Genomic DNA, 22,927 nt, shown 5'->3' with positions numbered 1-22,927 from the left:
GCCTCAATGACAAACAGGCCGGTGACGGCCTGCCTGCCTCAGCGCATGGATCTCAGCTTTCGGAAAAACGAATGGCGTAGACGCGTTCCGGGCCAGGGCCCGGCTGGTCCGCCCCCCTCACCCAGCCGGTTGACTCGTACAACTGAACCGCCTCTTTGTAGCGTGCCCGGGTTTTCAGGAAAATCTCCTTGAACCCCAATTGCCGTGCCGTCGCGACCGCCGCCTGGAGCATCGCCACTCCGGCGCCAAAACCGCGATAGTCCTTGTCCAGGTAGTACTTGGTGAGTTTCACCCGGCCATCGTCGCCGCCCGTGAGGATGGCCGACCCCACCGGCACATCGCCAAACACCGTGACCAACTCCACGACATTCGCCTTGGGCACACCAAAGCACATGATGTCGCGGTCATCATCGTCGGGGTCGGCCGCGATGCCGTACTCCACAAAGGTCTTGAACACCATTTTGCGGATGGCGATCGCGTCTTCGAGCCTGGCGCTGCGAATCTGGAAGTGTTGGTTTTCTACGTAAATCGTCTCGCTCATGGGTACCAGGCCTCAACTTCAATGTCCGAGAGCGGAACCAGCACACAGGGCAAAATTGCGTTGAGCCCTCTTTCCTTTTCCGTGAGTGCAAGCATGGGTGCCCACTCGCTGTACTCACCAGAGACAAACCTCACCTGGCAGGCGCCGCACCGCCCCTGTCGGCAACGGGTGCGGACCAGGCCGAGCTTTTCACAGGCATTGACCAGCGAAAACACATCGCCGGCCATGGGCTCACGCTGCCCTGCGCACGCGAGGGTAAAATTATTGGCGGTCATCGTTGGTCCATTCCCATTCCAGGCTGTCGTAGAGCTTCATCAAGCCGCGATTGTTGTTCGTAAACTCGACGCCGCGCTGTAGCTCTACTGCGTTGTCTACCACGACCGCGCGCACGCCATCGAGTGAGGGCCGCGCGAGTTGATCGATCACGGTGATCCAGGCATTGAGATCGGCCCGGAAGAAGTTCTTCGCGACCAACTCGACGGTTTCCTTGAACACCTGTTTTCCGTCTTTGGAGAGCTGCCAATAGACATCGCGCGCCAACACCGCAAACTGCGAGCCGTGGCTCCACTCGTCCTTGCCATGGGCATTGACCGCCGCGAGAAACATCGGCTGGATCGATGTCGCGTTCGCCAGCAAGTCCAGGTAATCGGTGATGTGATTCTCGGTACAACAGGCCGTGGCGATACGCGCAATGCGCCGCTTCCATTCGCTGTCCAGCCCATGGATATAGGTATTCATGACGTTCACGAGGTGAAAGTCCGCAGGAAACAACGCCAGTTGCCGGTTGGCCCGCACCTCATCACAGGTGAGCACTGCCAGCAGCGTGTGATAGCCCTCGTCCGTCATCGCCTCTGCCATCGAGCGTGCCATCTCGGGGCCGACACTGTTGTCTTGCCGCGAACGAATGACTTCGATACAGGCCGGCGTGACCAAGTCGGTTTCAATAAAAATGGTGTTGCTCTGATAGATAATCCACCCGGCAGAGAGCAAGTCGTTTTTATCTTTAGGCTCCAGCGCGCGCCACGCGTCGAACGACGAGAAGGGCACCATCGCCTCCAGAAAGTCTGGCGCATGCATATCAAACGCAAGGCTGTTAATACCTTTAAAGCGCATGACCTCGGCGTCAAATGACCAACTTTGGCTGATGCGTTCAATCACTTCCCGCGAGTAATCGCGGGTTTCAATATCCCTTCCACTATGACGCGACATGCTCAGCCCCTTGCGCCGTGAATTCCAGAAACAACATATCCCGCGACGCGATGCCCTCGTCTGCCGTGTTCATTTGACTGACGCTGTGATAAACCTTGGAATCATCAAAGATCACCAGGTCGCCATAACGCTTGAGGGTAAAACTTTCGAGCAAGGCCTTGTCGTTGTCGTAGATGGAATTTTCTGCACCGGTGCAATTGTCCGTGCGGTTGACGCAAAACAAACTGGAGAACGTAACGCCGTCCTTATGTATGCCTTCCGGCGTCGGAAAACCGGCAACCCCGCGCGACGATGTAATTCGCACTTGGTGCAAATACACCTGCCACACCGCCACATCTTTATAGCGGGTAAAGATCGCCACATAATCGCGAATCATGCGTTTTATAAACGGGTGCGTCGCGATGTAGGGGGTGATCGGCTCAAAGTATCGATCCACGCCGCCATTCAAGGTATTCGTGTACTTATCCTGGAAGAACGGCCGATGCGGCAGTATGCCGATTTCATCGTTAAGCACACTGTAGCGAAGTTCGGTAAAGCGCCGCCGACGGTATTTGCCGCCGTCCGCCATAAACTCATCCGGTGGCAAGCTGTCCCACGTCTGCAAGAACGCTTTCCAGTCAGCGGAGCGATGGGCCAACGTCACGAAGTAGTTGAAATAGTTGCCCACCCAATAACCGCTGTGCCTGAGTTGCTGCTCAATCAGATCAGAGGTGCTTTGCACAGTTGACAATGAACGGGCTGCAGAGCCTTCATACTTCATAGATAGATATCCTTCAATGGATGGTAGAGAACCCTAGTGCCGCACCAAAAAACACGAAGAATACAGCGACTACTTTGGAACCGATTCTACTGGCGGAGGGCGACGTCAACTTCGACGCGATCCTGGTGGCCACTACGGCGTAACAGGAAAGAATCGAAAACTTTATCAGTGCGCTGATAACCACAAGAAACGCAAAGAACTGAAGATCGGGCGTGCCACTCTTTTCGAACTGCGGCAACAGCGCGGTAAAGTACACCAGCGCCTTTGGGTTACTGATACCGATCAAAAAGGACTGCGCCCACTGCCGCGTTAAAGCAGGCGCCCTGACAACAGTTGCATCAGGACTTGCAGCACTTATCATCGCGCGGCTTTTCTTGAAAGCACCAATACCCAGATAAACAAGATACGCCGCACCGGCCAGTTTCAATGTATTAAACATCGAGGGATGTTCTGCAAAAAAAGTGGCAATACCCAATGACGAGATCAAGCCCATGATCAAGATGGCAAATACATCCCCGGTCAATACGCCAATCGCTTTCAGTGGCCCATACTTGATGGAGTTATTCACCAGAAACACAGTTGATGGGCCCGGAGAACCGGCCTGCACCATCGTAATCAGAATGAACGACAGCCACGCATAGATAGTCATGATTGAACCCCGGACACAGACAACTGGACGAATAGACTTTCCGGAACTTGCATTAAGACGTGCCCAACGCAACTCAACGAATAAGCTATTGTTAACGCTACTTGGCACTTAATTAAGATCCAGAAAAACCACTTATTTGATGCACAGTTGAACGCCCGGGCATCTGTATGGTGGTTTTTTCCAGAATCTGTACCAGAGGGAAAAAGCCGCTATCGATCATTCGCCCACGGCGCAACGCCACCGGTACAGGCATGGAATATTTTCGAGGGGGTGAAGACGCAAAAACCGGCGGTAGGCGCCGGTCTGTGTTTGCGAACAAGCCACGTTAGGAGGTGGGTAACAGCCTAACGCCATCGTCAGTGTGAAACGCCGTACAGACACGGCCTGTCCACTCCGGCAACTCGATAACTGCCAGCCAGGATGATTCGCTGAGCGCCAGGCTGAATGGCGACGTAATAAACATAGCCACGCCCTTCACGAATCAAGGCTTGCTGGCCGTACCCTTGGTCCAGCATTCCGTCGCCGTGAAAACGCGCGTGAATAGCCATACCGGTAGCTATCATCTCTTCCCCCCCTACGACAACCTTTCCATCATCAGGCTGAACTGCGGTGCCATGCCATGCTATCGGCGCATCATCCACAACGTGTGGCCGCCCGCCGTTGAAGCTCTCGTCTATTAGGCCTTGCGCCGTGTACTTGGTAACCATTGCCTGAAGTTCGAAAGCGTGGCCCGCCGCAACAATGTGATCCTTATCCAGTGCCATGCAGTAGAAACCAGAGTTTCCCATGGAGGAAATAATCAGCCCGCCATCACCAAAGCCCGAATCAACTTGCCCGTCCGGAGAAAACCCTGCCACTGCTGCAAAACTCTCGGTAACAGCCGAGTTGTGAAAACCCTGCGCGCCGACCACGACAACTCTGCCGTCGCTCTGTACGCCAATGGCATGGAGTATGGTGTTCGCGTCGGAAAATCGGACGTCTATAAACCCAGTTCCTGCTCCAAACGTCGGGTCCGGTTCGCCTTCGGGCGACACTTTTACCACCCAGCCTGTATCGCGGGTTCGGCCTTCAGGATCCATGACGACGCCTGAGTTGTAGGCCATTAAGAGACTGTCATCATCGTCCAAGGCGGCGGAAGGTTTACGCGTCACATCTGCGGTGTCCGTGGGCAAGGGAATGATCCGCTTGCCATACAACGTGTCGAGAGCGCCATTTGAATCAAACCGAGTGATGGCGAGTCGCCCCTTCTCGGGACTGTCTTTCACTTCACCGACCACAACAATCTTGCCATCGCCCTGCACAAGTACCTCGCTGGCCCAGGAGTTCAGACCTGGGCCGAAGTCCCCCGTCACTACACCCTCTGTACCAAAGCTCGTGTCCGCACCACCGTTCAAATCGCTACGGAACAGCAAAAACTGCTCGTCCGCCTGCAATATGTAAAGCAACCGCTGTTGCGGATCGACAGCCAGCGCACGGACCCCACCGGCCCTGCTCAGGCTTGGTATTAGCCTGCCATTATCGGCGAAGCTGGGATCAAGAAATCCAGGGTTGGTTATCGCTGATTTCATGATTGACCTCCGCCGCATGTGAGTGATGACCGAATCACTGTTCGGCTACGCTCAGTAAACAGCCACGGAAGGACTAGGGGAACTGTCAAAAGTAACAGTGCATGCGACCGTTAGTCGTTTTCAGCAAGGCGCCAATCTGACCTTGTCGGGGCAAGTTCTCTCCCACATTTTTGCCATATTTCAGGCGGCTAGTTTGCCGTTAGCGATGGCTGCTGACGCCGCAACCATCGCCCTCAGCAACACCGCACACCCGGCCGCCAGGTCATCCGGCGCGGCATTCTCGATTTCGTTATGGCTAATCCCTCCCTCACACGGCACAAAAATCATCCCTGCCGGGCCCAGCTCGGCGACAAAGATCGCGTCGTGCCCTGCCCCGCTGACGATGTCCATGTTCGACAGGCCCAAGCCATTGGCCGCATCGCGTACGGCGTCCACGCAACCTTTGTCGAAATACAGCGGCGGGAAGTCCGCCGTCGGCACCATTTCAAAGCTCAAGCCATGCTTGGCGCAGGTCTCATCGATCACCTTGCGCACCTGGGCAATCATCGAATCCAAGCGCGCCGGCTCAAGATGACGAAAATCCAGGGTCATGCGCACTTCGCCAGGAATCACATTGCGCGAGCCTGGATAGGCTTGCAGGCAGCCCACCGTGCCACACGCATGGGGCTGATGCCCCAGCGCCGCCGCATTCACCGCTGCCACCACCGCCGCTGCGCCCACCAGGGCATCCTTGCGCAGGTGCATCGGCGTAGGCCCCGCATGGGCTTCGACGCCGCGCAGTTTCAGGTCGAACCACTTCTGGCCCAGCGCGCCCAAGACCACGCCGATGGTCTTTTTCTCATCCTCAAGAATCGGCCCCTGTTCGATATGCGCTTCGAAATACGCGCCGACCTTGTGCCCGCTCTCCGCCCGTGTACCGGCGTAGCCAATCGCGTTCAACGCATCGCCTACCGAGACGCCATCGGCATCGACCTTGCCCAGGGTATCCGCCAGGCTGAATTTGTCGGCAAACACCCCCGACCCCATCATGCACGGTGGAAAGCGCGAGCCCTCTTCGTTGGTCCACACCACCACTTCCAGCGGCGCCTCGGTTTCCAGCTTGAGGTCGTTGAGGGTGCGCAGCACTTCCACGCCGGCGAGCACGCCAAAGCAGCCGTCAAATTTTCCGCCCGTGGGTTGGGTGTCGATATGGCTGCCGGTCATCACCGGTGGCAGGTCGGGGTTGCGCCCGGGGCGGCGGGCGAAGATGTTGCCGATGCCGTCGATGGTCACGGTGCAACCGGCGGCTTCGCACCACTGCACGAACAGGTCGCGAGCCTGGCGATCGAGGTCGGTGAGGGCCAGGCGGCACACGCCGCCCTTGGGTGTGGCGCCGAGCCGGGCGAGGTCCATCAGGGACTGCCACAAACGGTCGCGATTGATGTGCTGATGGGTGGATTGCAGAACGTCGAGGGCAGCGTTCATGGGGATCTCCTCAGGCTACATTTTTATGGTTTCAACTGACGGAACTCGGTCAAAAATGTGGGAGCGGGCTTGCTCGCGAAGGCGGTGTGTCAGTCAGCACATCTGTTTCTGATACACCGCATTCGCGAGCAAGCCCGCTCCCACATTTGGATTGCATTTCAACTTTTAACCGCGACCGGGCTGACTCCGCGCTTGGCATTCAAGCCGTAATACAGCAAGCCACCCAACGCCGAACCGGTAAACCAGCCATAGCTGTAGAACCAGCTGAACGCATCACTGCCCAGGGACAGCAACGTCAGCACCACCGGCACGCCAAAGGCAATGAACCCGCTCCAGTTCCACGCCGGGTACACGTCATCGCGATACAACCCGGCCAGGTCCAGCTGTTGTTTGCGGGTGATGAAATAGTCCACCACCATGATCCCGGCAATCGGCCCCAGCAGGCTTGAATAGCCGAGCAGCCAGTTGGAATAGACGGTCTCCAGGCTCACATCGGAAACGATCAAACCGAGCTTTTTCAGCAGCTCATGCCCCATCAACACCAGCCCCACCAACCCGGTGAGGATCACCGCCGTGGTGCGGTTGATCAGCTTTGGCGCGATGTTCTGGAAGTCGTTGGTCGGCGAGACAATGTTCGCCGCCGTGTTGGTGGACAAGGTGGCGATGATGATCAACAGCATCGCAATGGCTACCCACACCGGGCTCTGGATATGCCCGATCAAGGTCACCGGGTCGGACACGCTCACCCCCACCAGTTTCACCGACGCGGCCGTCATGATCACGCCCAGCGCAGCGAACAGGAACATGGTCAGCGGCAAGCCGAAAATCTGCCCGAGGATCTGGTCCTTCTGGCTTTTTGCGTAGCGGCTGAAGTCGGGAATATTCAGCGACAAGGTGGCCCAGAACCCCACCATCGCGGTCAGGCCAGCCATGAAGTAACCGGTGAGGCTCGCCCCCTCCGGGCGCTTTGGCGGGATCGCCATCAACTCGCTGAGGGACACGTTCGGCATCGCCCACACCAGCAGGCCAATCCCCACCGCCACCAGCAGCGGCGCCGACAGGGTTTCCAGGCGCTTGATCGACTCGGCGCCACGCAGCACCACCCACAAATTCAGGCACCAGAAAATCATGAAACCGATCACTTCACCGGTGCCGCCAAGGGACTTCCAGCCCTCGAAAATCGAGCCCAGGAACAAGTGAATCGCCAACCCGCCAAACATCGTCTGGATACCAAACCAGCCGCACGCCACCAGCGCACGAATCAGGCACGGCACGTTGGAGCCGAGAATGCCGAACGAAGAACGCAACAGCACCGGAAACGGAATGCCGTACTTGGTCCCGGGAAACGCGTTAAGGGTCAGCGGAATCAACACCACGATATTGGCCAGCAGAATGGCCATCAGCGCCTCGCCCACCGACAAGCCGAAGTACGCGGTGAGCACCCCACCCAGCGTATAGGTGGGCACGCAGATCGACATGCCGACCCACAGCGCGGTGATGTGCCACTTGTTCCAGGTTCGTTCATGCACCTTGGTCGGTGCCATGTCGTGGTTGTAGCGCGGGCTGTCGAGGACGTCGGGGCCGGCGTCGAGTTCGTACAGGCCGTTGCGCTCAATGACTTGCGATCTGTTCTGTTGCATGGCCGCTCCACGGTTTTTTCGAATTATTGTTGCTCATCCAACGCTTGGCGCTGGATGGCCGGAGTACCTCGTAAACAACATGACATCACGGGTCCGGCCAGCCGCCACTGCACTCAATAATCGTGCCGACAACCGTTGCCACACCCCTACCGCATATATAACTGGCTGATGTTAATCAGCTTTCCGATTGATCCTACGGTACTGCTCACGGGGCTCAGGCTAAACCCAGTGGAAGTTGCCCGAACTGTCAGGACTCAATCTGGTGCAACACAATTATTTTTATTTCCCATCGCCGTCAAGCGGCATATCTCAAGCGCCTGATTTGCAATAAGAAATGTTGCTCAATTTAAGAACCTGTCAAGTGCGTCAAAACAGTGAATGCACGCTTCATTTTGGTGATTTGTATTTTTAATCGTTAATAATCAACAGGTTAATAACAATATAAGCTTATAAAAAATCTGCTTGCCCAATCGAAAAACTCGGGCTAGTTTCTATTCCTGTCACCGATGACAGGAATTAACCCACCCATCGGCAAGCAGCATTACAACACTTAGAACTGGCACAAGCCGGTCAAGCCTGTGAGGAACTCGACATGTCGCTGTTGATCCGTGGCGCTGCCGTTATTACCCATGATGAAAGTTACCGCGCCGATGTTTTATGCGCAGGCGGTCTAATCCGCGCCATTGGCACGGACCTGGAGATTCCCGCCGGCACTGAACTACTCGACGGCAGCGGCCAATACCTGATGCCGGGCGGCATCGATCCCCACACCCATATGCAACTGCCCTTCATGGGCACCGTAGCCAGTGAAGACTTTTTCAGTGGTACGGCGGCCGGCTTGGCGGGGGGCACCACGTCGATCATCGACTTTGTCATTCCCAACCCGCAGCAGTCCTTGCTGGAAGCTTTTCACCAGTGGCGCGGTTGGGCGGAAAAATCCGCCGCCGACTACGGCTTCCACGTGGCGATCACCTGGTGGAGCGAGCAGGTGCGCGAGGAAATGGCCGAGCTGGTCAGCCACCACGGCATCAACAGCTTCAAGCATTTCATGGCCTACAAGAACGCGATCATGGCGGCCGACGACACCCTGGTCGCCAGCTTCGAGCGCTGCCTGGAACTGGGCGCGGTGCCCACCGTGCACGCGGAAAACGGCGAGCTGGTGTACCACCTGCAACGCAAGCTCATGGCCCAGGGCATCACCGGACCGGAAGCACACCCGCTGTCCCGGCCGTCCCAGGTCGAAGGCGAAGCAGCGAGCCGGGCGATTCGCATCGCCGAAACCATCGGCACACCGCTGTATCTGGTACACGTCTCGACCAAGGAGGCGCTGGACGAAATCACCTACGCCCGCAGCAAGGGCCAGCCGGTGTATGGCGAAGTCCTTGCCGGCCACCTGCTGCTGGACGACAGCGTCTATCGCCACCCCGACTGGCAGACCGCCGCGGGCTACGTGATGAGCCCGCCGTTCCGCCCACGCGGGCATCAGGAGGCGCTGTGGCACGGCCTGCAATCGGGCAACCTGCACACCACCGCCACCGACCACTGCTGCTTCTGCGCCGAGCAGAAAGCCGCCGGCCGAGACGACTTCAGCAAGATCCCCAACGGCACCGCCGGCATCGAAGACCGCATGGCGCTGCTGTGGGACGAAGGCGTCAACACCGGGCGTTTGTCGATGCAGGAGTTCGTCGCGCTGACCTCCACCAACACCGCGAAGATCTTCAACCTCTACCCACGCAAAGGCGCGATCCGCGTGGGCGCCGATGCCGACCTGGTGCTGTGGGACCCCGAGGGGACGCGGACGATTTCCGCCAAGACCCACCATCAGAATGTCGACTTCAATATCTTCGAAGGCAAGACCGTACGCGGTGTGCCAAGCCACACCGTGAGCCAGGGCAAGCTGGTCTGGGCCGATGGCGACCTGCGCGCCGAACGCGGTGCCGGGCGCTATGTGCAGCGGCCGGCGTATCCGCCGGTGTTTGAGCAGTTGAGCAAGCGGGCTGAGCATTCCAGGCCCACGGCTGTGAAACGCTGAGACCGCCAATCGCGGGCAAGCCCGCTCCCACATTTGAACTGCATTCACAAATAGAAATGTGTGAACACATTTCAAATGTGGGAGCTGGCTTGCCTGCGATGAGGCCAGTACAGGCAACACAAAAACCAATGCCCATCAGAGGCAGCACCTCAATAACCGTGAGGCCACCACCGTGATCCAGACCCTGACCCACCTCCCCCATCCCGCTGAGGATGGACCGACCCTCGCCAGCCACTTCACCGACCTGGCCCCACCCCTCAACGCCCGCCAGGCCCAACTGGAGGCCTCACGCTGCCTGTATTGCTACGACGCGCCGTGCGTCAACGCCTGCCCCAGCGAGATCGACATCCCGTCCTTCATCCGCAATATCCACACCGACAACGTGCAAGGCGCCGCGCAGAAGATCCTCTCGGCCAACATCCTCGGCGGCAGCTGCGCACGCGTCTGCCCCACCGAGATTCTCTGCCAGCAAGCCTGCGTGCGCAACAACGCCGAAGAATGCGCGCCGGTGCTGATCGGCCTGCTGCAACGGTATGCCGTGGATAATGCGCACTTCAGCGAGCACCCGTTCCACCGCGCCGACGCCACCGGCAAACGCATTGCCGTGGTCGGCGCCGGGCCGGCCGGTTTGGCCTGCGCCCATCGCAGCGCCCTGCACGGCCATGACGTGGTGGTGTTCGAAGCGCGGGAAAAAGCCGGCGGCCTGAATGAATACGGGATCGCCAAGTACAAGCTGGTGGATGATTTCGCGCAGAAGGAACTGGATTTCCTCCTGCAGATCGGCGGCATCGAGATCCGCCACGGCCAGCGCCTGGGCGATAACCTCACCCTCAGCGAACTGCACCAGCAATTCGACGCGGTGTTCCTTGGCCTCGGCCTGGCCGCGAGCAAACAGCTCGGCCTGCCCCATGAAGACGCCCCCGGCCTGCTCGCCGCCACCGACTACATCCGCGAATTGCGCCAAACCGACGACCTCACCCAACTGCCCCTGGCCGACCGCTGCATCGTGCTCGGCGCCGGCAACACCGCCATCGACATGGCCGTGCAGATGGCCCGCCTCGGCGCCCGCGATGTCAACCTCGTGTACCGCCGTGGCGTGGCGGACATGGGCGCCACCCGACATGAACAGGACATCGCCAAGGCCAACCAGGTCCGCCTGCTGACCTGGGCCCAACCCGAAGAAATCCTGCTGGATGACCAGGGCCACGTGCGCGGCATGCGCTTCCTGCGCACGCACATGGAAAACGGCCGTCTGCACCCCACCGGCGAGACCTTCGAACTGGCCGCCGATGCGATCTTCAAGGCCATCGGCCAAGGCTTTGACAGCGAGGCCTTGCACGACCCACTGGCCCAGCAACTGCACCGCATCGGCGAGCGGATTTTCGTCGATGAGCACCTGCGCACCAGCATTCCTGGCGTGTATGCGGGTGGCGATTGCGTCAGCCTCGGCCAGGACCTCACCGTGCAGGCGGTGCAACACGGCAAGCTGGCGGCCGAAGCCATGCACGCCCAACTCACGCTGACTGTGGAGGCTGCGTAATGGCCGATCTCTCGATTGTATTTGCCGGTATCAAAGCCCCCAACCCGTTCTGGCTGGCCTCCGCGCCACCCACCGACAAGGCCTACAACGTGGTCCGCGCCTTCGAAGCCGGCTGGGGCGGCGTGGTGTGGAAAACCCTCGGTGAAGACCCGGCGGCGGTCAACGTGTCCTCGCGCTACTCGGCGCACTACGGTGCCAACCGTGAAGTGCTGGGCATCAACAATATCGAGTTGATCACCGACCGTTCCCTGGAGATCAACCTGCGGGAAATCACCCAGGTGAAAAAGGACTGGCCCGACCGCGCGCTGATCGTCTCGCTGATGGTGCCGTGCGTGGAAGAATCCTGGAAAAATATCCTGCCGCTGGTGGAAGCCACCGGCTGCGACGGCATCGAGCTGAACTTCGGCTGCCCCCACGGCATGCCCGAACGCGGCATGGGCGCGGCGGTGGGCCAGGTGCCGGAATATGTGGAACAGGTGACACGCTGGTGCAAGACGTACTGCTCGCTGCCGGTGATCGTCAAGCTCACGCCGAACATCACCGACATCCGCGTGGCCGCGCGGGCGGCGTATCGCGGCGGTGCGGATGCGGTGTCGCTGATCAACACCATCAATTCCATCACCAGCGTCGACCTGGAACGCATGGTCGCCCTGCCGATGGTCGGCACCCAGAGCACCCACGGCGGTTACTGCGGCTCGGCGGTCAAGCCGATCGCGCTGAACATGGTCGCCGAGATTGCCCGCGACCCACAGACCCAAGGCCTGCCGATCTGCGGCATCGGCGGCATTGGCAACTGGCGCGATGCGGCAGAGTTCATCGCCCTCGGCTGCGGCGCGGTGCAGGTGTGCACGGCGGCGATGCTGCACGGGTTTCGCATTGTCGATGAGATGAAGGACGGGCTGTCGCGCTGGATGGACAGCCAAGGCTACAAGAGCTTGCAGGAATTCTCCGGGCGGGCGGTGGGCAATACCACGGACTGGAAGTACCTGGACATCAACTATCAGGTGATCGCGAAGATCGACCAGGCGGCGTGCATTGGGTGTGGGCGTTGCCATATTGCCTGTGAGGATACGTCGCACCAGGCCATCTCCAACGTGAAACTGGCGGATGGCACGCACCACTACGAGGTGATCGATGAGGAGTGCGTGGGCTGCAACCTGTGCCAGATCACCTGCCCGGTGGCGGACTGTATCGAGATGGTGGCGGTGGATACGGGCAAGCCGTTTTTGAATTGGACGCAGGATCCGCGCAATCCGTATCGGGAGGCTGTGTAGGCTTTTAGATCGCTATCGCAGGCAAGCCAGCTCCCACATTCGACTGCATTCCTTCAGACGAAACGCGGTCAACTGTGGGAGCTGGCTTGCCTGCGATGAGGCCATCAGCATCACCACAAGACTCAGGGCTCCAACCCAATCCCCCGCAAAATCACCCCCGTCACCGTCTGGATCGCCTTCTCAAACTGCCTATCCGACAACGGCTGGTGGTCATTCAAAATCTTCACCTGATGATCAAAGTCGGCATAGTGCTGGGTCGACGCCCAGATCATATACAGCAGGCTCGACGGCTCCACCGGCAGGATGCGTTTGTCTTCCACCCACTGGCGAATCTTCGCTTCCTTCATCTTGGCCCAGTCGTACAGGCTCGCATCCAACGCTTCACCGAGGGTCGGCGCGCCGTGGATGATTTCATTGGCCCAGACCTTGGAGCCATACGGCCGCGTGCGCGAGCGCTGCATCTTGGCGCGGATGTAGCTGCTGAGCACCACGCGCGGATCATCGAAGGTTTCAAAGCTCAGGGCGTCCTGCTTCCACAGGTCCAGCAGGTCGAACAGCACCGCGCTGTACAGCTCGCTCTTAGTGGTGAAGTAGTAATGCAGGTTGGAGCGCGGCAGTTGCACTTCTTCGGCGATGTCGGCCATGGCGGTGCTGCCATAGCCCTTCTCGGCGAAGACCTTTTCCGCCGCCAGCAGGATTTTTTCGACGTTGACCCGACGAATGCCACTCTTGTGATTGCCCATAAGGGCTCCCCGACAACAACATGGATTAGAGACTACCACCGGCTCTAGATCGCGGCGACAGGCCATACTGAAACTTCGTACACTGCCCCCTTCTCCCCATTGATTGGTATTGCACAATGTTGATCAAAAAGACCCTGACCACCGTCGCCCTGCTCGCCTCGCTGCTGGGCGCTTCGGCAGCCTTTGCCCACGCCCACCTGAAAAGTGCCACGCCCGCCGCCGACAGCACCGTCGCCGCGCCGGCCGACCTGCGCCTGACTTTCAGCGAAGGCGTAGAAGCGACATTCACCAAAGTCTCCCTGAGCAAGGACGGCACGGAAATCGCCATCAAAGGCCTGGAAACCCCAGACGCCGACAAGAAAACCCTGGTCGTCACGCCGGCCGCGCCCCTGGCCGCCGGCAACTACAAGGTGGTGTGGAACGCCGTGTCGGTCGACACCCACAAGAGCAACGGCGAATACAGCTTCAAGGTCGGCCAATAACCCATGGCAACCCTGCTGGTGCTGTGCCGCTTTGTGCATTTCATCGTCGTGCTGCTGATGTTCGGGGCTTGCGTGTTCAGGCCCCTGCTACTCGGCGCCGGGCCACAGCCGGCGCTCGACCGGCCACTGCTGCGCATCACCCGGGTACTGGCCTGGGTCGGCCTGTTGTCGGGTGTGACCTGGTTGCTGCTGATCACCGCCAGCATGGCCGGCAGTTGGGACGCGGCGCTGCAACCGGCCACCGTGCAACTGGTGCTGGGCAAGACCTTTTTTGGCCAGGTGTGGACCTGGCACCTGCTGCTCAACCTGCTGCTGGTGATTGCGCTGGCCAAGCCCTGGCCGGCGTTGCGCCTGCCGTTGCTCGCGCTGCTGCTGGCGACCCTGGCGCCGGTGGGCCACGGCGCCATGCTCGATGGGCTCAGCGGGCGCTTGCTGATCCTCAACCAGGTGGTGCACCTGATGTGCGTCGGCGCGTGGCTCGGTGGGTTGTTGGTGCTGGTGTTGATCCTGCGCCAACCCCAGGGCTATGGGCTGGAGGCAATCCTGCGGCGGTTCAGCGGGGTGGGCTATGCCCTGGTTGCAGGGCTGTTGGTGACCGGGTTGATCAACGTGCGCGTGCTGACCGGGCAACTGTGGCCGACGCCCTTGTTCAGCGGCTTTGCCTTGATTCTGCTGGTCAAGGTCATGCTGGTGCTGGGCATGCTGGCCCTGGCGCTGTTGAACCGGTTGCGGATCGAGCGCTGTGACGAACGCCGCGCCAGTTTGAAGGCCAGTGTGCTGCTGGAGTGGCTGCTGGGGATTGCGGCGGTTGCTGCGGTCTCCCTGCTGGGGACCTTGCCGCCGATGGTCATGGCGAACTAAGCCCTCAAGTCGAACATCGATCAAAAATGTGGGAGCGGGCTTGCTCGCGAATGCGGTGTATCAGTCACAAGATTTATCGACTGGTCTACCGCCTTCGCGAGCAAGCCCGCTCCCACATTTAAACCGTGCCCACTGTCTGCCGGTGAAAACCATAGTCATCGTATAACTTATTGTTGACAAGCCCCGAAATCCTCGCAAATATCGCCCTTAATGTTGTACGACGACGTACGACAAATAATAAAAACAACAAAAGAAAGGGAGCCCCACTGTGAGTCAATTCGCCCGCCATTCCTGCGCACGCCTGGGCCTTATCGGTCTCGGCAGCCTGAGCGCCGCCCTACCCCTCTGCGCCCAAGCCGACGGTTTTCTTGACGATGCCAAGGCCACGCTCAACCTGCGCAACGCCTACTTCAACCGCAACTTCACCAACCCGACCAATCCGCAAGCCAAGGCCGAGGAGTGGACGCAGAACTTCATTCTCGACGCCAAGTCCGGCTTCACCCAGGGCACCGTGGGCTTCGGGATTGATGTGCTGGGCCTTTACTCGCAGAAGCTCGACGGCGGCAAAGGCACCGGCGGCACCCAGTTGCTGCCGATCCATAGCGACGGCCGCCCGGCCGACAACTTCGGGCGCCTGGGGGTGGCGCTGAAGACCCGATTGTCGAAGACCGAACTGAAGGTGGGCGAATGGATGCCCGTGTTGCCGATCCTGCGCTCCGACGACGGTCGCTCCCTGCCCCAGACCTTCCGTGGCGGGCAGGTCACCTCCAACGAAATCGCCGGCCTGACCCTCTACGGCGGCCAGTTCCGTGGCAACAGCCCACGCAACGACGCGAGCATGGAAGACATGTTCATGAACGGCAAAGCCGCGTTCACCTCGGACCGTTTCAACTTCGGCGGCGGCGAATACACATTCAACGACAAACGCACCCAGGTCGGCCTGTGGTACGCCGAACTCACCGACATCTACCAGCAGCAATACCTCAACCTCACCCACAGCCAACCCGTGGGCGACTGGACCCTGGGCGCCAACCTCGGTTTTTTCAACGGCAAGGAAGATGGCAGCGCCCTGGCCGGCGACCTCGACAACAAGACCACCTTCGCCCTGCTCTCGGCGCGCTACGGCGGCAACACCTTCTACGTGGGCCTGCAGAAACTCACCGGCAACAGTGTGTGGATGAAGGTCAACGGCACCAGCGGCGGCACCCTGGCCAACGACAGCTATAACGCCAGCTATGACAACGCCCGGGAAAAATCCTGGCAGCTGCGCCATGACTTCAACTTCGTGGTGCTGGGCGTGCCGGGGCTGACGATGATGAACCGCTATATCAGCGGCAGTAACGTGCACACCGGGGCGATCACCGACGGCAAGGAATGGGGGCGTGAATCGGAGCTGGCTTACACCGTGCAAAGTGGTGCGCTGAAGAACTTGAACGTGAAGTGGCGCAACTCGACCATGCGCCGGGATTTCAGTAACAATGAGTTCGATGAGAACCGGATTTTCATCAGTTACCCGATTTCACTGTTGTAGGGCCTCAAGTCTACCGCTCCCTGATAAACACCACGGTGCCCCTGTGGGAGCGGGCTTGCCCGCGATAGCGGTCTATCAGACAAAAAGGTGTCAACTGATACACCGCTATCGCAGGCAAGCCAGCTCCCACAGTAGACCTCGTTCGTCCAGGCGAGCGTTGACAACCCTGGGAGTCAATACCGATACTTCGTCAAAGTCATACGACAACCTACAACAACAATGGACCCGCCCATGACCACCACCCCTGCCGTTCCCTTCAACCGCCTGTTGCTCACCGGTGCCGCTGGCGGCCTCGGCAAAGTCCTGCGTGAACGCCTGCGCCCTTACGCCCACGTACTGCGCCTGTCGGACATCGCCGAGATGGCCCCGGCCACCGATGACAGCGAAGAAGTGCAACCCTGCGACCTCGCCGACAAACAGGCCGTGCACCACCTGGTAGAAGGCGTCGACGCGATCCTGCACTTCGGCGGCGTCTCGGTCGAGCGCTCCTTCGAGGAAGTGCTCGGCGCCAATATCAGCGGCATATTCCACATCTACGAAGCCGCGCGCCGCCATGGCGTCAAGCGCGTGATCTTCGCCAGCTCCAACCATGTGATCGGCTTCCACAAGCAAGGCGAAATCCTTGACGCCCACTCGCCGCGTCGCCCAGACAGTTACTACGGCCTGTCCAAGTCCTATGGCGAAGACATGGCCAGCTTCTACTTCGATCGCTACGGCATCCAGACCGTGAGCATCCGCATCGGCTCCTCGTTCCCCGAGCCGCAGAACCGCCGGATGATGCACACCTGGCTGAGCTTCGACGACCTGACCCAGCTGCTGGAACGTGCGCTGTACACGCCAGACGTCGGCCACACCGTGGTCTACGGTATGTCGGACAACCTCGACACCTGGTGGGACAACCGCTACGCCGCGCACCTGGGCTACGCGCCCAAGGACAATTCCGAAGTGTTCCGCGCCCAGGTCGAAACCCAGCCCCCGGTGGCCGCCGATGACCCGGCCAAGGTCTACCAGGGCGGTGCGTTCTGCGCCGCCGGGCCGTTCGGGGACTGAGCCATGAGCGCAGAACTGATTGTCGATGCGCGCAACGCCGTAGGCGAATGCCCGGTGTGGGTGCCGGAGGAAAACGCGCTGTATTGGGTGGACATCCCCAACGGCGGCCTGCAACGCTGGAGCGCCGCCAGCGGCCACGTCGCCGCCTGGAAAGCCCCGGAGATGCTCGCCTGCATTGCTCGCGCCACCACAGGCAACTGGGTCGCAGGAATGGAAAGCGGCTTCTTCCAACTCACTGCGCACAGCGATGGCAGCCTCGACACCACGCGCCTGGCCAAAGTCGAGCACCCACGCACCGACATGCGCCTGAACGATGGCCGCTGTGATCGCCAGGGCCGCTTCTGGGCCGGCAGCATGGTGCTGAACATGGGCTTGAATGCCGCCGAGGGCATCCTCTACCGCTACGCGGCGGGCCAGGCGCCCCATGCCGCGCTGGACGGTTTCATCACCCTCAACGGCCTGGCCTTCAGCCCCGATGGGCGCACAATGTACGCCTCGGATTCACACCCGCTGGTGCAGCAGATCTGGGCGTTCGACTACGACATCGACACCGGCACGCCATCCAACCGCCGCGTGTTCGTGGACATGCACCCACACCCCGGCCGCCCCGATGGCGCTGCGGTGGACGCCGACGGTTGCTACTGGATCTGCGCCAACGACGCCGGGCTGATCCACCGCTTCACCCCTGACGGGCGTCTTGATCGCTCCCTCAGCGTGCCGGTGAAAAAACCCACCATGTGCGCGTTTGGTGGCAGCCGGCTGGACACCTTGTTCGTCACCTCGATCCGCGATGACCAGAGTGAACAGTCGCTGTCCGGCGGCGTGTTTGCCCTTGATCCTGGTGTGCAGGGTTTGGCCGAGCCGATTTTCACTCTCTGACGGGATAGCCCTGATGATCGAACTCCAAGACGCCCTCACCCGCCTCACCCTGGCCCCCGCCATTGGCGGCAGCATCGTCAACTGGCAGGTCATCGCCAGCGGCCAACCGTTGCTGCGCCATAGCGATGAACACGCGGTGAACACAGGCCTCCCAGGCAAGCTGGGGTGTTATCCGCTGGCGCCTTGGTCCAACAGGATTGCCGAGGGAGGTTTCGACAACCCCGACGGCTGGCAGGCCCTGTCGGCCAACAGCCTGACCGACCCGTTGCCGATTCATGGCTCGGCCTGGCAGCAGGCGTGGCAAGTGGTCAGCCAGTCGGTGGATGAAGTGGTGCTGGAGGTGATCTGCGATACGCCGTTTGCCTATCGTGCCGAGCAACGGTTTCGGCTGGTGAACGGTGAGTTGAGCATCGCGTTGACGGTCACGCATCTGGCCGAAAAAGCCGCCTGGCATGGCTTGGGGTTGCACCCGTATCTGCCGCGCCAACCGGGTACACGGTTGCAGGCCAAGGCTTCACAGGTGTGGCTGAGCGATGCTGCCAAACTGCCTACCGGGCTGGCGCCGCTGCCGGCGGAGTGGGATTTCCAGCTGCTCAAGGCCTTGCCTGACGGCCTGGTGGACAATGGATTTTGCCAGTGGGATGGGCATTGCCGGATCGAGCAACCGGAGTTGGGTTATGCCCTGGAATGCCAGGCCAGCGGTGCGGATTATTTCCTGCTGTATTGCCCGCCGGGGTTGGGGTTCTTTTGCATCGAGCCGGTGAGTCATCCGGTGAATGCGCATCACCTGCCGGGGAGGCCGGGGTTGAAGCTGCTGGAACATGATCAGTCGGTACACCTGACGTTCAACCTGAAATACCTTCCAACTGTGGGAGCTGGCTTGCCTGCGATAGCGGTACATCAGTGACAGATGTGTCAACTGACAGAAAGCTATCGCAGGCAAGCCAGCTCCCACAGTTTTGATCTCTGTTGTGTCAGGGTCAGGGTGGGCTGTTCTTGAGGCGCCCTGCGGTATCGATACTGACCACCACCGACAACCCCGGCCTCAACCGCTCGCTCTGCTCCTGGTCGGGGTCCACCGTAATCCGCACCGGCACGCGCTGGGCGATCTTCACAAAGTTGCCAGTGGCATTGTCCGCCTGCAACAGGCTGAACTCGGAACCCGTGGCCGGCGAAATATGCTGCACCGTGCCGTGAAACTTGCGGTGGTTCAATGCATCCACGGTGAAGGTCACCGGCTGGCCGACCTGCACATTGTCCATCTGGGTTTCTTTCATATTGGCGATCACCCACAACTGCGGCGGCACCAGCGCCATCAGCTGCGCGCCAGAGTTGACGTAGGCACCGAGGCGCACGCCAATCTGCCCCAGCTGGCCGTCACGCGGCGCGGTGATGCGCGTGTTGGACAGGTCGATCCGCGCCAGCTCCACCGCCGCATCGGCACTGGCCACTGCCGCCTCCAGGGAGCCGCGATTGACAATCACCGTCTGCAAATCCTGCCGCGCGATTTCCAGGCTGGCCTGGGCTTGCGCCACCGCTGCGATGGTCTGCGCATTCGCCGCACGGGTCACGTCCAGCTCGCGCCGGGACACCGAACCGTCGCTGATCAGCTCTTCGTTGCGGCGCAAATCGGCGGTGCTTTTGCGCGCCTGCGCCTCGCTGTCCGCCAACGCCGCCTGGCGCAGCTTAATGGTGGCTTCGGCGCTGTTGCGCTGCTGCACCACATTGGCCAGCGAGGCTTTCTGCACCGCCAATTGGGCCAGTGCCTGGTCCAGGCGCTGCTTGTAGATGCGGTCATCCAGGCGCACCAGCAGGTCGCCGGCCTTCACGTACTGGAAGTCCTGCACCGGCACTTCGAACACATAACCGGCGAGCTGCGGCCCGATGATCGTCACCTGCCCGCGTACCAGGGCGTTTTCAGTGGTTTCCACCGCGCTGCTGAACGGTGGCAATTGCCAGGCATAGAGCACGATCAGCACGCCGACCACGGCGATGGCGGCAAAGCCCAGGGACGAGATAATGCGCACCCGCAACGGTCGCAGTTCGGTGGGCACCGCACCGGGCGGTGTGCTGCCTTCCGGGGTTGCCGCGATGGCGGTAGTGGTGGTGGTTGAAGGTTCGGTCATTGAGGTGCGCCGCTGGGTTGAACAGGAGTGGCTGCTTTCGTGGTGCTCATCAGCCACAGACTGCGGATAAAGATCCAGATCATGGTCAGTATCGCGATGATCGCGATCAGCATGAAGACATCGTTGTAGGCCATTACGTTCGCTTCACGGGTGGCCGCCGTTGCAAGGCTGCGGATGCCCATGAGGTTGCGCAATTCCGGGTCGGCAATCACCCCGCCATAGGCCGAGCCGCCGCTCGACACCCGCGCGGCCACACGCGGGTCGAGCAGGCTCAGGTGTTCGACGATCATGCTCGAATGAAACTTCTCGCGCACGATCTGGAACGTGCCCAACAGCGCCGCGCCCATCAGGCCGCCGAGGTTCTGGCAAATACCGAACATCACCGAAAAACTCACCAGATTGCGCGGGTTGGTCAGCACGTTCTTGGTGCCCAACACCATGGTCGGCCCGAGGAAGAACGTCCCGCCGAAGCCTAGCAGGAACTGGCTGATATACAGGTTCTGCGGGCGGGTCAGGTTGCTGGAAAAACTGTCCATCACCGACCCCGTCGCCATCAACGCCAGGGAGATCACCAGCGGCATCAACAAGTGCGCCGGGTTGATCGTCAACGCGCTGACCGCAAGCCCGGCAATCGCCCCGGCCAGCATCACCACGTACAGCGTGTGCATCTGCTGGTAGCTCATGTTGAGCATTTGCATGAACCCCACCGCGCCGGTGGACTGCTCGGACAGCACCATGCGGATCAGGATCACCGCCAACGCCAACCGGATCATTACCCCGCTGCCCAGCCAACGGGTCATCAGCATCGGGTTGGCACGGTTATGTTCGATGGCCAGGCCGGCCATGATCAGCACCAGGGAACAGGCCGAGGCCACGCCGATCCACGGGGCTTCCAGCCACCAGTCGATCCGCCCCAGGGACAGCACCGCACACAGCAAGGCAACGCCGGTGGCGAGGATCGCGAAGGTGAGGAAGTCGAGTTTTTCAAAGGTCTTGAAACGGTCACCGGGCGGCAACTTGAGCAGGAACACACAGCCCAGGCAGATCAGCGCCATGCCCAGCTCAAACAGGTACAAACCGCGCCACTCGGCGATTTGCAGCAAATCCTCGGAGAACAACCGCGCCAGCGGCAAGGCCAGCTGCGCCGTGCCCAAGCCCAGCACCAGCGCCTTCAAGCGCCACTTGGCGGGGAACGCCTGGATCATGTAGTACAAGCCCAGCGAACTCAGCGCCGCGCCGACCATGCCGTGTGCCGCCCGCACCGCAATGGCCGAGCTGAGGTCGTTGACGAACAAGTGGCCGAAGGTCACCAGTGCGTACAACACCAGGAACACTTCGGTAAACGCGCGCAGGCCGAACTGTTGGCGGAACTTCACCAGCAGCAGGTTCATGCACACGTTGGTCATGACATAGGCGGCGGGCAGCCAGGCCATTTCGGCGGTGGTCGCACCGAGGGCGCCTTGCAGGTATTGCAGGTTGGCGATCACCAGCGCGTTGCCCAGGCCGCCGGTGATTGCTACCAGCACACCCACCAGTGCGAACAGCCAGCGCTTGTGCGTGGGGTGCAACGGCGTCGACGGCGAACCGGGCAGGCTCGGGCGCTCGTGGGGCTGCCAGGTGCGGGGGGTGTAGTTGTTCATTCAATGACCTAGATGACCCGACGTGGGATGTCGGTAAAACCTTACTCAGAGCGTAGTAAACCTGAGGGGCGGGTATCTTGCCATCTTGGGTGTGCTTTTGTGTGGGGGCTTGCCTGGGATAGTGGTTTGTCGGGGTACATATCCGTTTCTTCGGTAACGGCCACTTAGGGTTCCGCCCTTACGGCGGCTCACTTTGGAAAAGCCCCAAAGTAAGCAAAGGGCTCTTGCCCAACACTCGGCACCTCGCCTAGGCTCGGTGTGCCCGTAATCCGACATGGATTTGGGGGGCCGCCGCCCCGCGCCATCCATGGCGCGGGGCGGCTAAACCGGCATCCCTGCCGGTTTACCCCCCAAATCCATGCCGAATTCCGGCCAGCGTGTTTAACGGGGCGCCTCAGATCAAAGTCAAAAGCAAAGCGAGGCGGCCTGACAGCCGACCTGATCGGTAAAGCATGCGCGTTCCCCTGTGGGAGCTGGCTTGCCTGCGATGGCATCAACTGGGTGTGCCTGATGTACCGAGGTGTCTGCATCGCAGGCAAGCCAGCTCCCACAGGTTCCAGTTCCCACAGTTGAAGGGTGAACGACAGGACAAAGACCGGTCGGCTCTAAAGCCGCCGCGCTCTGGCTTTTGATCTTACTTGCCCCGTCAAACACGCTGGCCGAACGCAGGCTTGAATTCGTGGGTAACCCGGCAGGACGCCGGGTTAGCCGCCCCGCGCCATGGATGGCGCGTGGCGGCGGCCCACGGATTCAAGCCGGAGTGAGGGCATGCCGAGCCTAGGCGAGGCACCGAGTGTTGGGGCAAGAGCCCTTTGGTTACTTTGGGGCTTTTTGTACGGACCGGAGACATGGTGGACACATGTGCGCGGACATGGTTGACACATTATGAGCCATAGTCAGGCTTGCTCACGTCGAACGTTCTTAGGAAGTGATGGCAG

Annotated in this window: 20 protein-coding genes; 9 read left to right on the top strand and 11 right to left on the bottom strand. The window is 60.4% G+C overall.

Going from position 1 to position 22,927, the window contains the following annotated elements; genetic code table 11:
• Positions 1–52: 52 nt before the first annotated feature.
• From J1G37_RS16335 to J1G37_RS16300, 8 genes are all read right to left on the bottom strand, one after another.
• Positions 53–541 (bottom strand): GNAT family N-acetyltransferase, encoded by a 489-nt coding sequence (locus J1G37_RS16335; RefSeq protein ID WP_207043352.1) that lies wholly within the window; start codon positions 539–541, stop codon positions 53–55.
• A complete protein-coding gene (locus J1G37_RS16330) occupies positions 538–816 on the bottom strand; it encodes a 2Fe-2S iron-sulfur cluster binding domain-containing protein (RefSeq protein ID WP_207043343.1) in 279 nt (92 codons plus the stop codon). Before J1G37_RS16330 ends, J1G37_RS16335 begins: the two co-directional genes overlap by 4 nt.
• The gene (locus J1G37_RS16325) at positions 803–1,750 is read right to left on the bottom strand and encodes a diiron oxygenase (RefSeq protein WP_207043341.1); all 948 of its coding nucleotides are present in this window, start codon (positions 1,748–1,750) and stop codon (positions 803–805) included. Before J1G37_RS16325 ends, J1G37_RS16330 begins: the two co-directional genes overlap by 14 nt.
• Positions 1,737–2,510, bottom strand: coding sequence for a 2OG-Fe dioxygenase family protein (locus tag J1G37_RS16320; RefSeq protein WP_207043333.1), 774 nt, complete (start codon positions 2,508–2,510; stop codon positions 1,737–1,739). Before J1G37_RS16320 ends, J1G37_RS16325 begins: the two co-directional genes overlap by 14 nt.
• Positions 2,511–2,523: 13 nt before the next feature.
• Entirely contained in the window at positions 2,524–3,159 is a 636-nt protein-coding gene (locus J1G37_RS16315) for a LysE family translocator (protein ID WP_207043332.1), read from the bottom strand.
• Between the two features lie 356 nt (positions 3,160–3,515).
• The gene (locus J1G37_RS16310) at positions 3,516–4,727 is read right to left on the bottom strand and encodes a hypothetical protein (RefSeq protein ID WP_207043331.1); all 1,212 of its coding nucleotides are present in this window, start codon (positions 4,725–4,727) and stop codon (positions 3,516–3,518) included.
• A 180-nt stretch (positions 4,728–4,907) separates the two neighbouring features.
• The gene (locus J1G37_RS16305; protein ID WP_207043330.1) at positions 4,908–6,191 is read right to left on the bottom strand and encodes a Zn-dependent hydrolase; all 1,284 of its coding nucleotides are present in this window, start codon (positions 6,189–6,191) and stop codon (positions 4,908–4,910) included.
• A 158-nt stretch (positions 6,192–6,349) separates the two neighbouring features.
• Positions 6,350–7,831: an NCS1 family nucleobase:cation symporter-1 gene (locus J1G37_RS16300; RefSeq protein ID WP_207043329.1), complete on the bottom strand. Its 1,482-nt coding sequence runs from the start codon at positions 7,829–7,831 to the stop codon at positions 6,350–6,352.
• 592 nt (positions 7,832–8,423) lie between these two features.
• Between J1G37_RS16300 and hydA the strand changes: the two genes are divergently transcribed.
• The 3 genes from hydA to preA all read left to right on the top strand — a co-directional run bounded on the left by hydA (position 8,424) and on the right by preA (position 12,677).
• Positions 8,424–9,863, top strand: coding sequence for a dihydropyrimidinase (gene hydA, locus J1G37_RS16295; RefSeq protein ID WP_207043328.1), 1,440 nt, complete (start codon positions 8,424–8,426; stop codon positions 9,861–9,863).
• A 172-nt stretch (positions 9,864–10,035) separates the two neighbouring features.
• Positions 10,036–11,403 carry an NAD(P)-dependent oxidoreductase gene (locus tag J1G37_RS16290; protein WP_207043326.1) on the top strand — a complete coding sequence of 456 codons (1,368 nt, stop codon included), beginning with the start codon at positions 10,036–10,038 and terminating at the stop codon, positions 11,401–11,403.
• Complete coding sequence (preA, locus tag J1G37_RS16285) at positions 11,403–12,677, top strand: NAD-dependent dihydropyrimidine dehydrogenase subunit PreA (RefSeq protein WP_017737435.1); 1,275 nt, start codon at positions 11,403–11,405, stop codon at positions 12,675–12,677. Before J1G37_RS16290 ends, preA begins: the two co-directional genes overlap by 1 nt.
• 122 nt (positions 12,678–12,799) lie before the next feature.
• On the opposite strand, the gene J1G37_RS16280 is transcribed toward preA, so the two are convergent.
• Entirely contained in the window at positions 12,800–13,420 is a 621-nt protein-coding gene (locus tag J1G37_RS16280; RefSeq protein ID WP_017737434.1) for a TetR/AcrR family transcriptional regulator, read from the bottom strand.
• A gap of 116 nt (positions 13,421–13,536) precedes the next feature.
• On the opposite strand from J1G37_RS16280, the gene copC reads away from it, so the two are divergent.
• The 6 genes from copC (at position 13,537) to J1G37_RS16250 (ending at position 19,130) form a co-directional block, all read left to right on the top strand.
• Positions 13,537–13,902 (top strand): copper homeostasis periplasmic binding protein CopC, encoded by a 366-nt coding sequence (copC, locus tag J1G37_RS16275; RefSeq protein WP_207043318.1) that lies wholly within the window; start codon positions 13,537–13,539, stop codon positions 13,900–13,902.
• Positions 13,903–13,905: 3 nt separating this feature from the next.
• Positions 13,906–14,763, top strand: coding sequence for a copper homeostasis membrane protein CopD (copD, locus tag J1G37_RS16270; protein ID WP_207043311.1), 858 nt, complete (start codon positions 13,906–13,908; stop codon positions 14,761–14,763).
• A 268-nt stretch (positions 14,764–15,031) separates the two neighbouring features.
• Positions 15,032–16,294, top strand: a complete 1,263-nt coding sequence (locus J1G37_RS16265) for an OprD family porin (RefSeq protein WP_207043309.1) — start codon at positions 15,032–15,034, stop codon at positions 16,292–16,294.
• Positions 16,295–16,525: 231 nt separating this feature from the next.
• The gene (locus J1G37_RS16260) at positions 16,526–17,344 is read left to right on the top strand and encodes an NAD(P)-dependent oxidoreductase (protein WP_207043307.1); all 819 of its coding nucleotides are present in this window, start codon (positions 16,526–16,528) and stop codon (positions 17,342–17,344) included.
• A gap of 3 nt (positions 17,345–17,347) precedes the next feature.
• Positions 17,348–18,223: an SMP-30/gluconolactonase/LRE family protein gene (locus J1G37_RS16255; RefSeq protein ID WP_207043306.1), complete on the top strand. Its 876-nt coding sequence runs from the start codon at positions 17,348–17,350 to the stop codon at positions 18,221–18,223.
• 13 nt (positions 18,224–18,236) lie between these two features.
• A complete protein-coding gene (locus J1G37_RS16250; RefSeq protein WP_207043291.1) occupies positions 18,237–19,130 on the top strand; it encodes an aldose 1-epimerase in 894 nt (297 codons plus the stop codon).
• Between the two features lie 73 nt (positions 19,131–19,203).
• On the opposite strand, the gene J1G37_RS16245 is transcribed toward J1G37_RS16250, so the two are convergent.
• Both J1G37_RS16245 and J1G37_RS16240 read right to left on the bottom strand, forming a co-directional pair.
• Complete coding sequence (locus tag J1G37_RS16245; RefSeq protein WP_207043290.1) at positions 19,204–20,349, bottom strand: HlyD family secretion protein; 1,146 nt, start codon at positions 20,347–20,349, stop codon at positions 19,204–19,206.
• Positions 20,346–21,989, bottom strand: a complete 1,644-nt coding sequence (locus J1G37_RS16240) for an MFS transporter (protein ID WP_124528793.1) — start codon at positions 21,987–21,989, stop codon at positions 20,346–20,348. The genes J1G37_RS16245 and J1G37_RS16240 overlap by 4 nt, the downstream gene beginning before the upstream one ends.
• Positions 21,990–22,927: the final 938 nt, after the last annotated feature.

The organism is Pseudomonas sp. Marseille-Q1929 (genome assembly GCF_017316265.1).
Lineage (GTDB): Bacteria > Pseudomonadota > Gammaproteobacteria > Pseudomonadales > Pseudomonadaceae > Aquipseudomonas.
This window is presented reverse-complemented; position numbering and strand designations above follow the sequence as displayed.

Excerpts from the sequence above, each read along its gene's own strand:
- J1G37_RS16335 (WP_207043352.1), bottom strand. The coding sequence starts at position 541 with ATGAGCGAGACGATTTACGTAGAAAACCAACACTTCCAGATTCGCAGC.
- J1G37_RS16330 (WP_207043343.1), bottom strand. The coding sequence starts at position 816 with ATGACCGCCAATAATTTTACCCTCGCGTGCGCAGGGCAGCGTGAGCCC.
- J1G37_RS16325 (WP_207043341.1), bottom strand. The coding sequence starts at position 1,750 with ATGTCGCGTCATAGTGGAAGGGATATTGAAACCCGCGATTACTCGCGG.
- J1G37_RS16320 (WP_207043333.1), bottom strand. The coding sequence starts at position 2,510 with ATGAAGTATGAAGGCTCTGCAGCCCGTTCATTGTCAACTGTGCAAAGC.
- J1G37_RS16315 (WP_207043332.1), bottom strand. The coding sequence starts at position 3,159 with ATGACTATCTATGCGTGGCTGTCGTTCATTCTGATTACGATGGTGCAG.
- J1G37_RS16310 (WP_207043331.1), bottom strand. The coding sequence starts at position 4,727 with ATGAAATCAGCGATAACCAACCCTGGATTTCTTGATCCCAGCTTCGCC.
- J1G37_RS16305 (WP_207043330.1), bottom strand. The coding sequence starts at position 6,191 with ATGAACGCTGCCCTCGACGTTCTGCAATCCACCCATCAGCACATCAAT.
- J1G37_RS16300 (WP_207043329.1), bottom strand. The coding sequence starts at position 7,831 with ATGCAACAGAACAGATCGCAAGTCATTGAGCGCAACGGCCTGTACGAA.
- hydA (WP_207043328.1), top strand. The coding sequence starts at position 8,424 with ATGTCGCTGTTGATCCGTGGCGCTGCCGTTATTACCCATGATGAAAGT.
- preA (WP_017737435.1), top strand. The coding sequence starts at position 11,403 with ATGGCCGATCTCTCGATTGTATTTGCCGGTATCAAAGCCCCCAACCCG.
- J1G37_RS16280 (WP_017737434.1), bottom strand. The coding sequence starts at position 13,420 with ATGGGCAATCACAAGAGTGGCATTCGTCGGGTCAACGTCGAAAAAATC.
- copC (WP_207043318.1), top strand. The coding sequence starts at position 13,537 with ATGTTGATCAAAAAGACCCTGACCACCGTCGCCCTGCTCGCCTCGCTG.
- copD (WP_207043311.1), top strand. The coding sequence starts at position 13,906 with ATGGCAACCCTGCTGGTGCTGTGCCGCTTTGTGCATTTCATCGTCGTG.
- J1G37_RS16260 (WP_207043307.1), top strand. The coding sequence starts at position 16,526 with ATGACCACCACCCCTGCCGTTCCCTTCAACCGCCTGTTGCTCACCGGT.
- J1G37_RS16255 (WP_207043306.1), top strand. The coding sequence starts at position 17,348 with ATGAGCGCAGAACTGATTGTCGATGCGCGCAACGCCGTAGGCGAATGC.
- J1G37_RS16250 (WP_207043291.1), top strand. The coding sequence starts at position 18,237 with ATGATCGAACTCCAAGACGCCCTCACCCGCCTCACCCTGGCCCCCGCC.
- J1G37_RS16245 (WP_207043290.1), bottom strand. The coding sequence starts at position 20,349 with ATGACCGAACCTTCAACCACCACCACTACCGCCATCGCGGCAACCCCG.
- J1G37_RS16240 (WP_124528793.1), bottom strand. The coding sequence starts at position 21,989 with ATGAACAACTACACCCCCCGCACCTGGCAGCCCCACGAGCGCCCGAGC.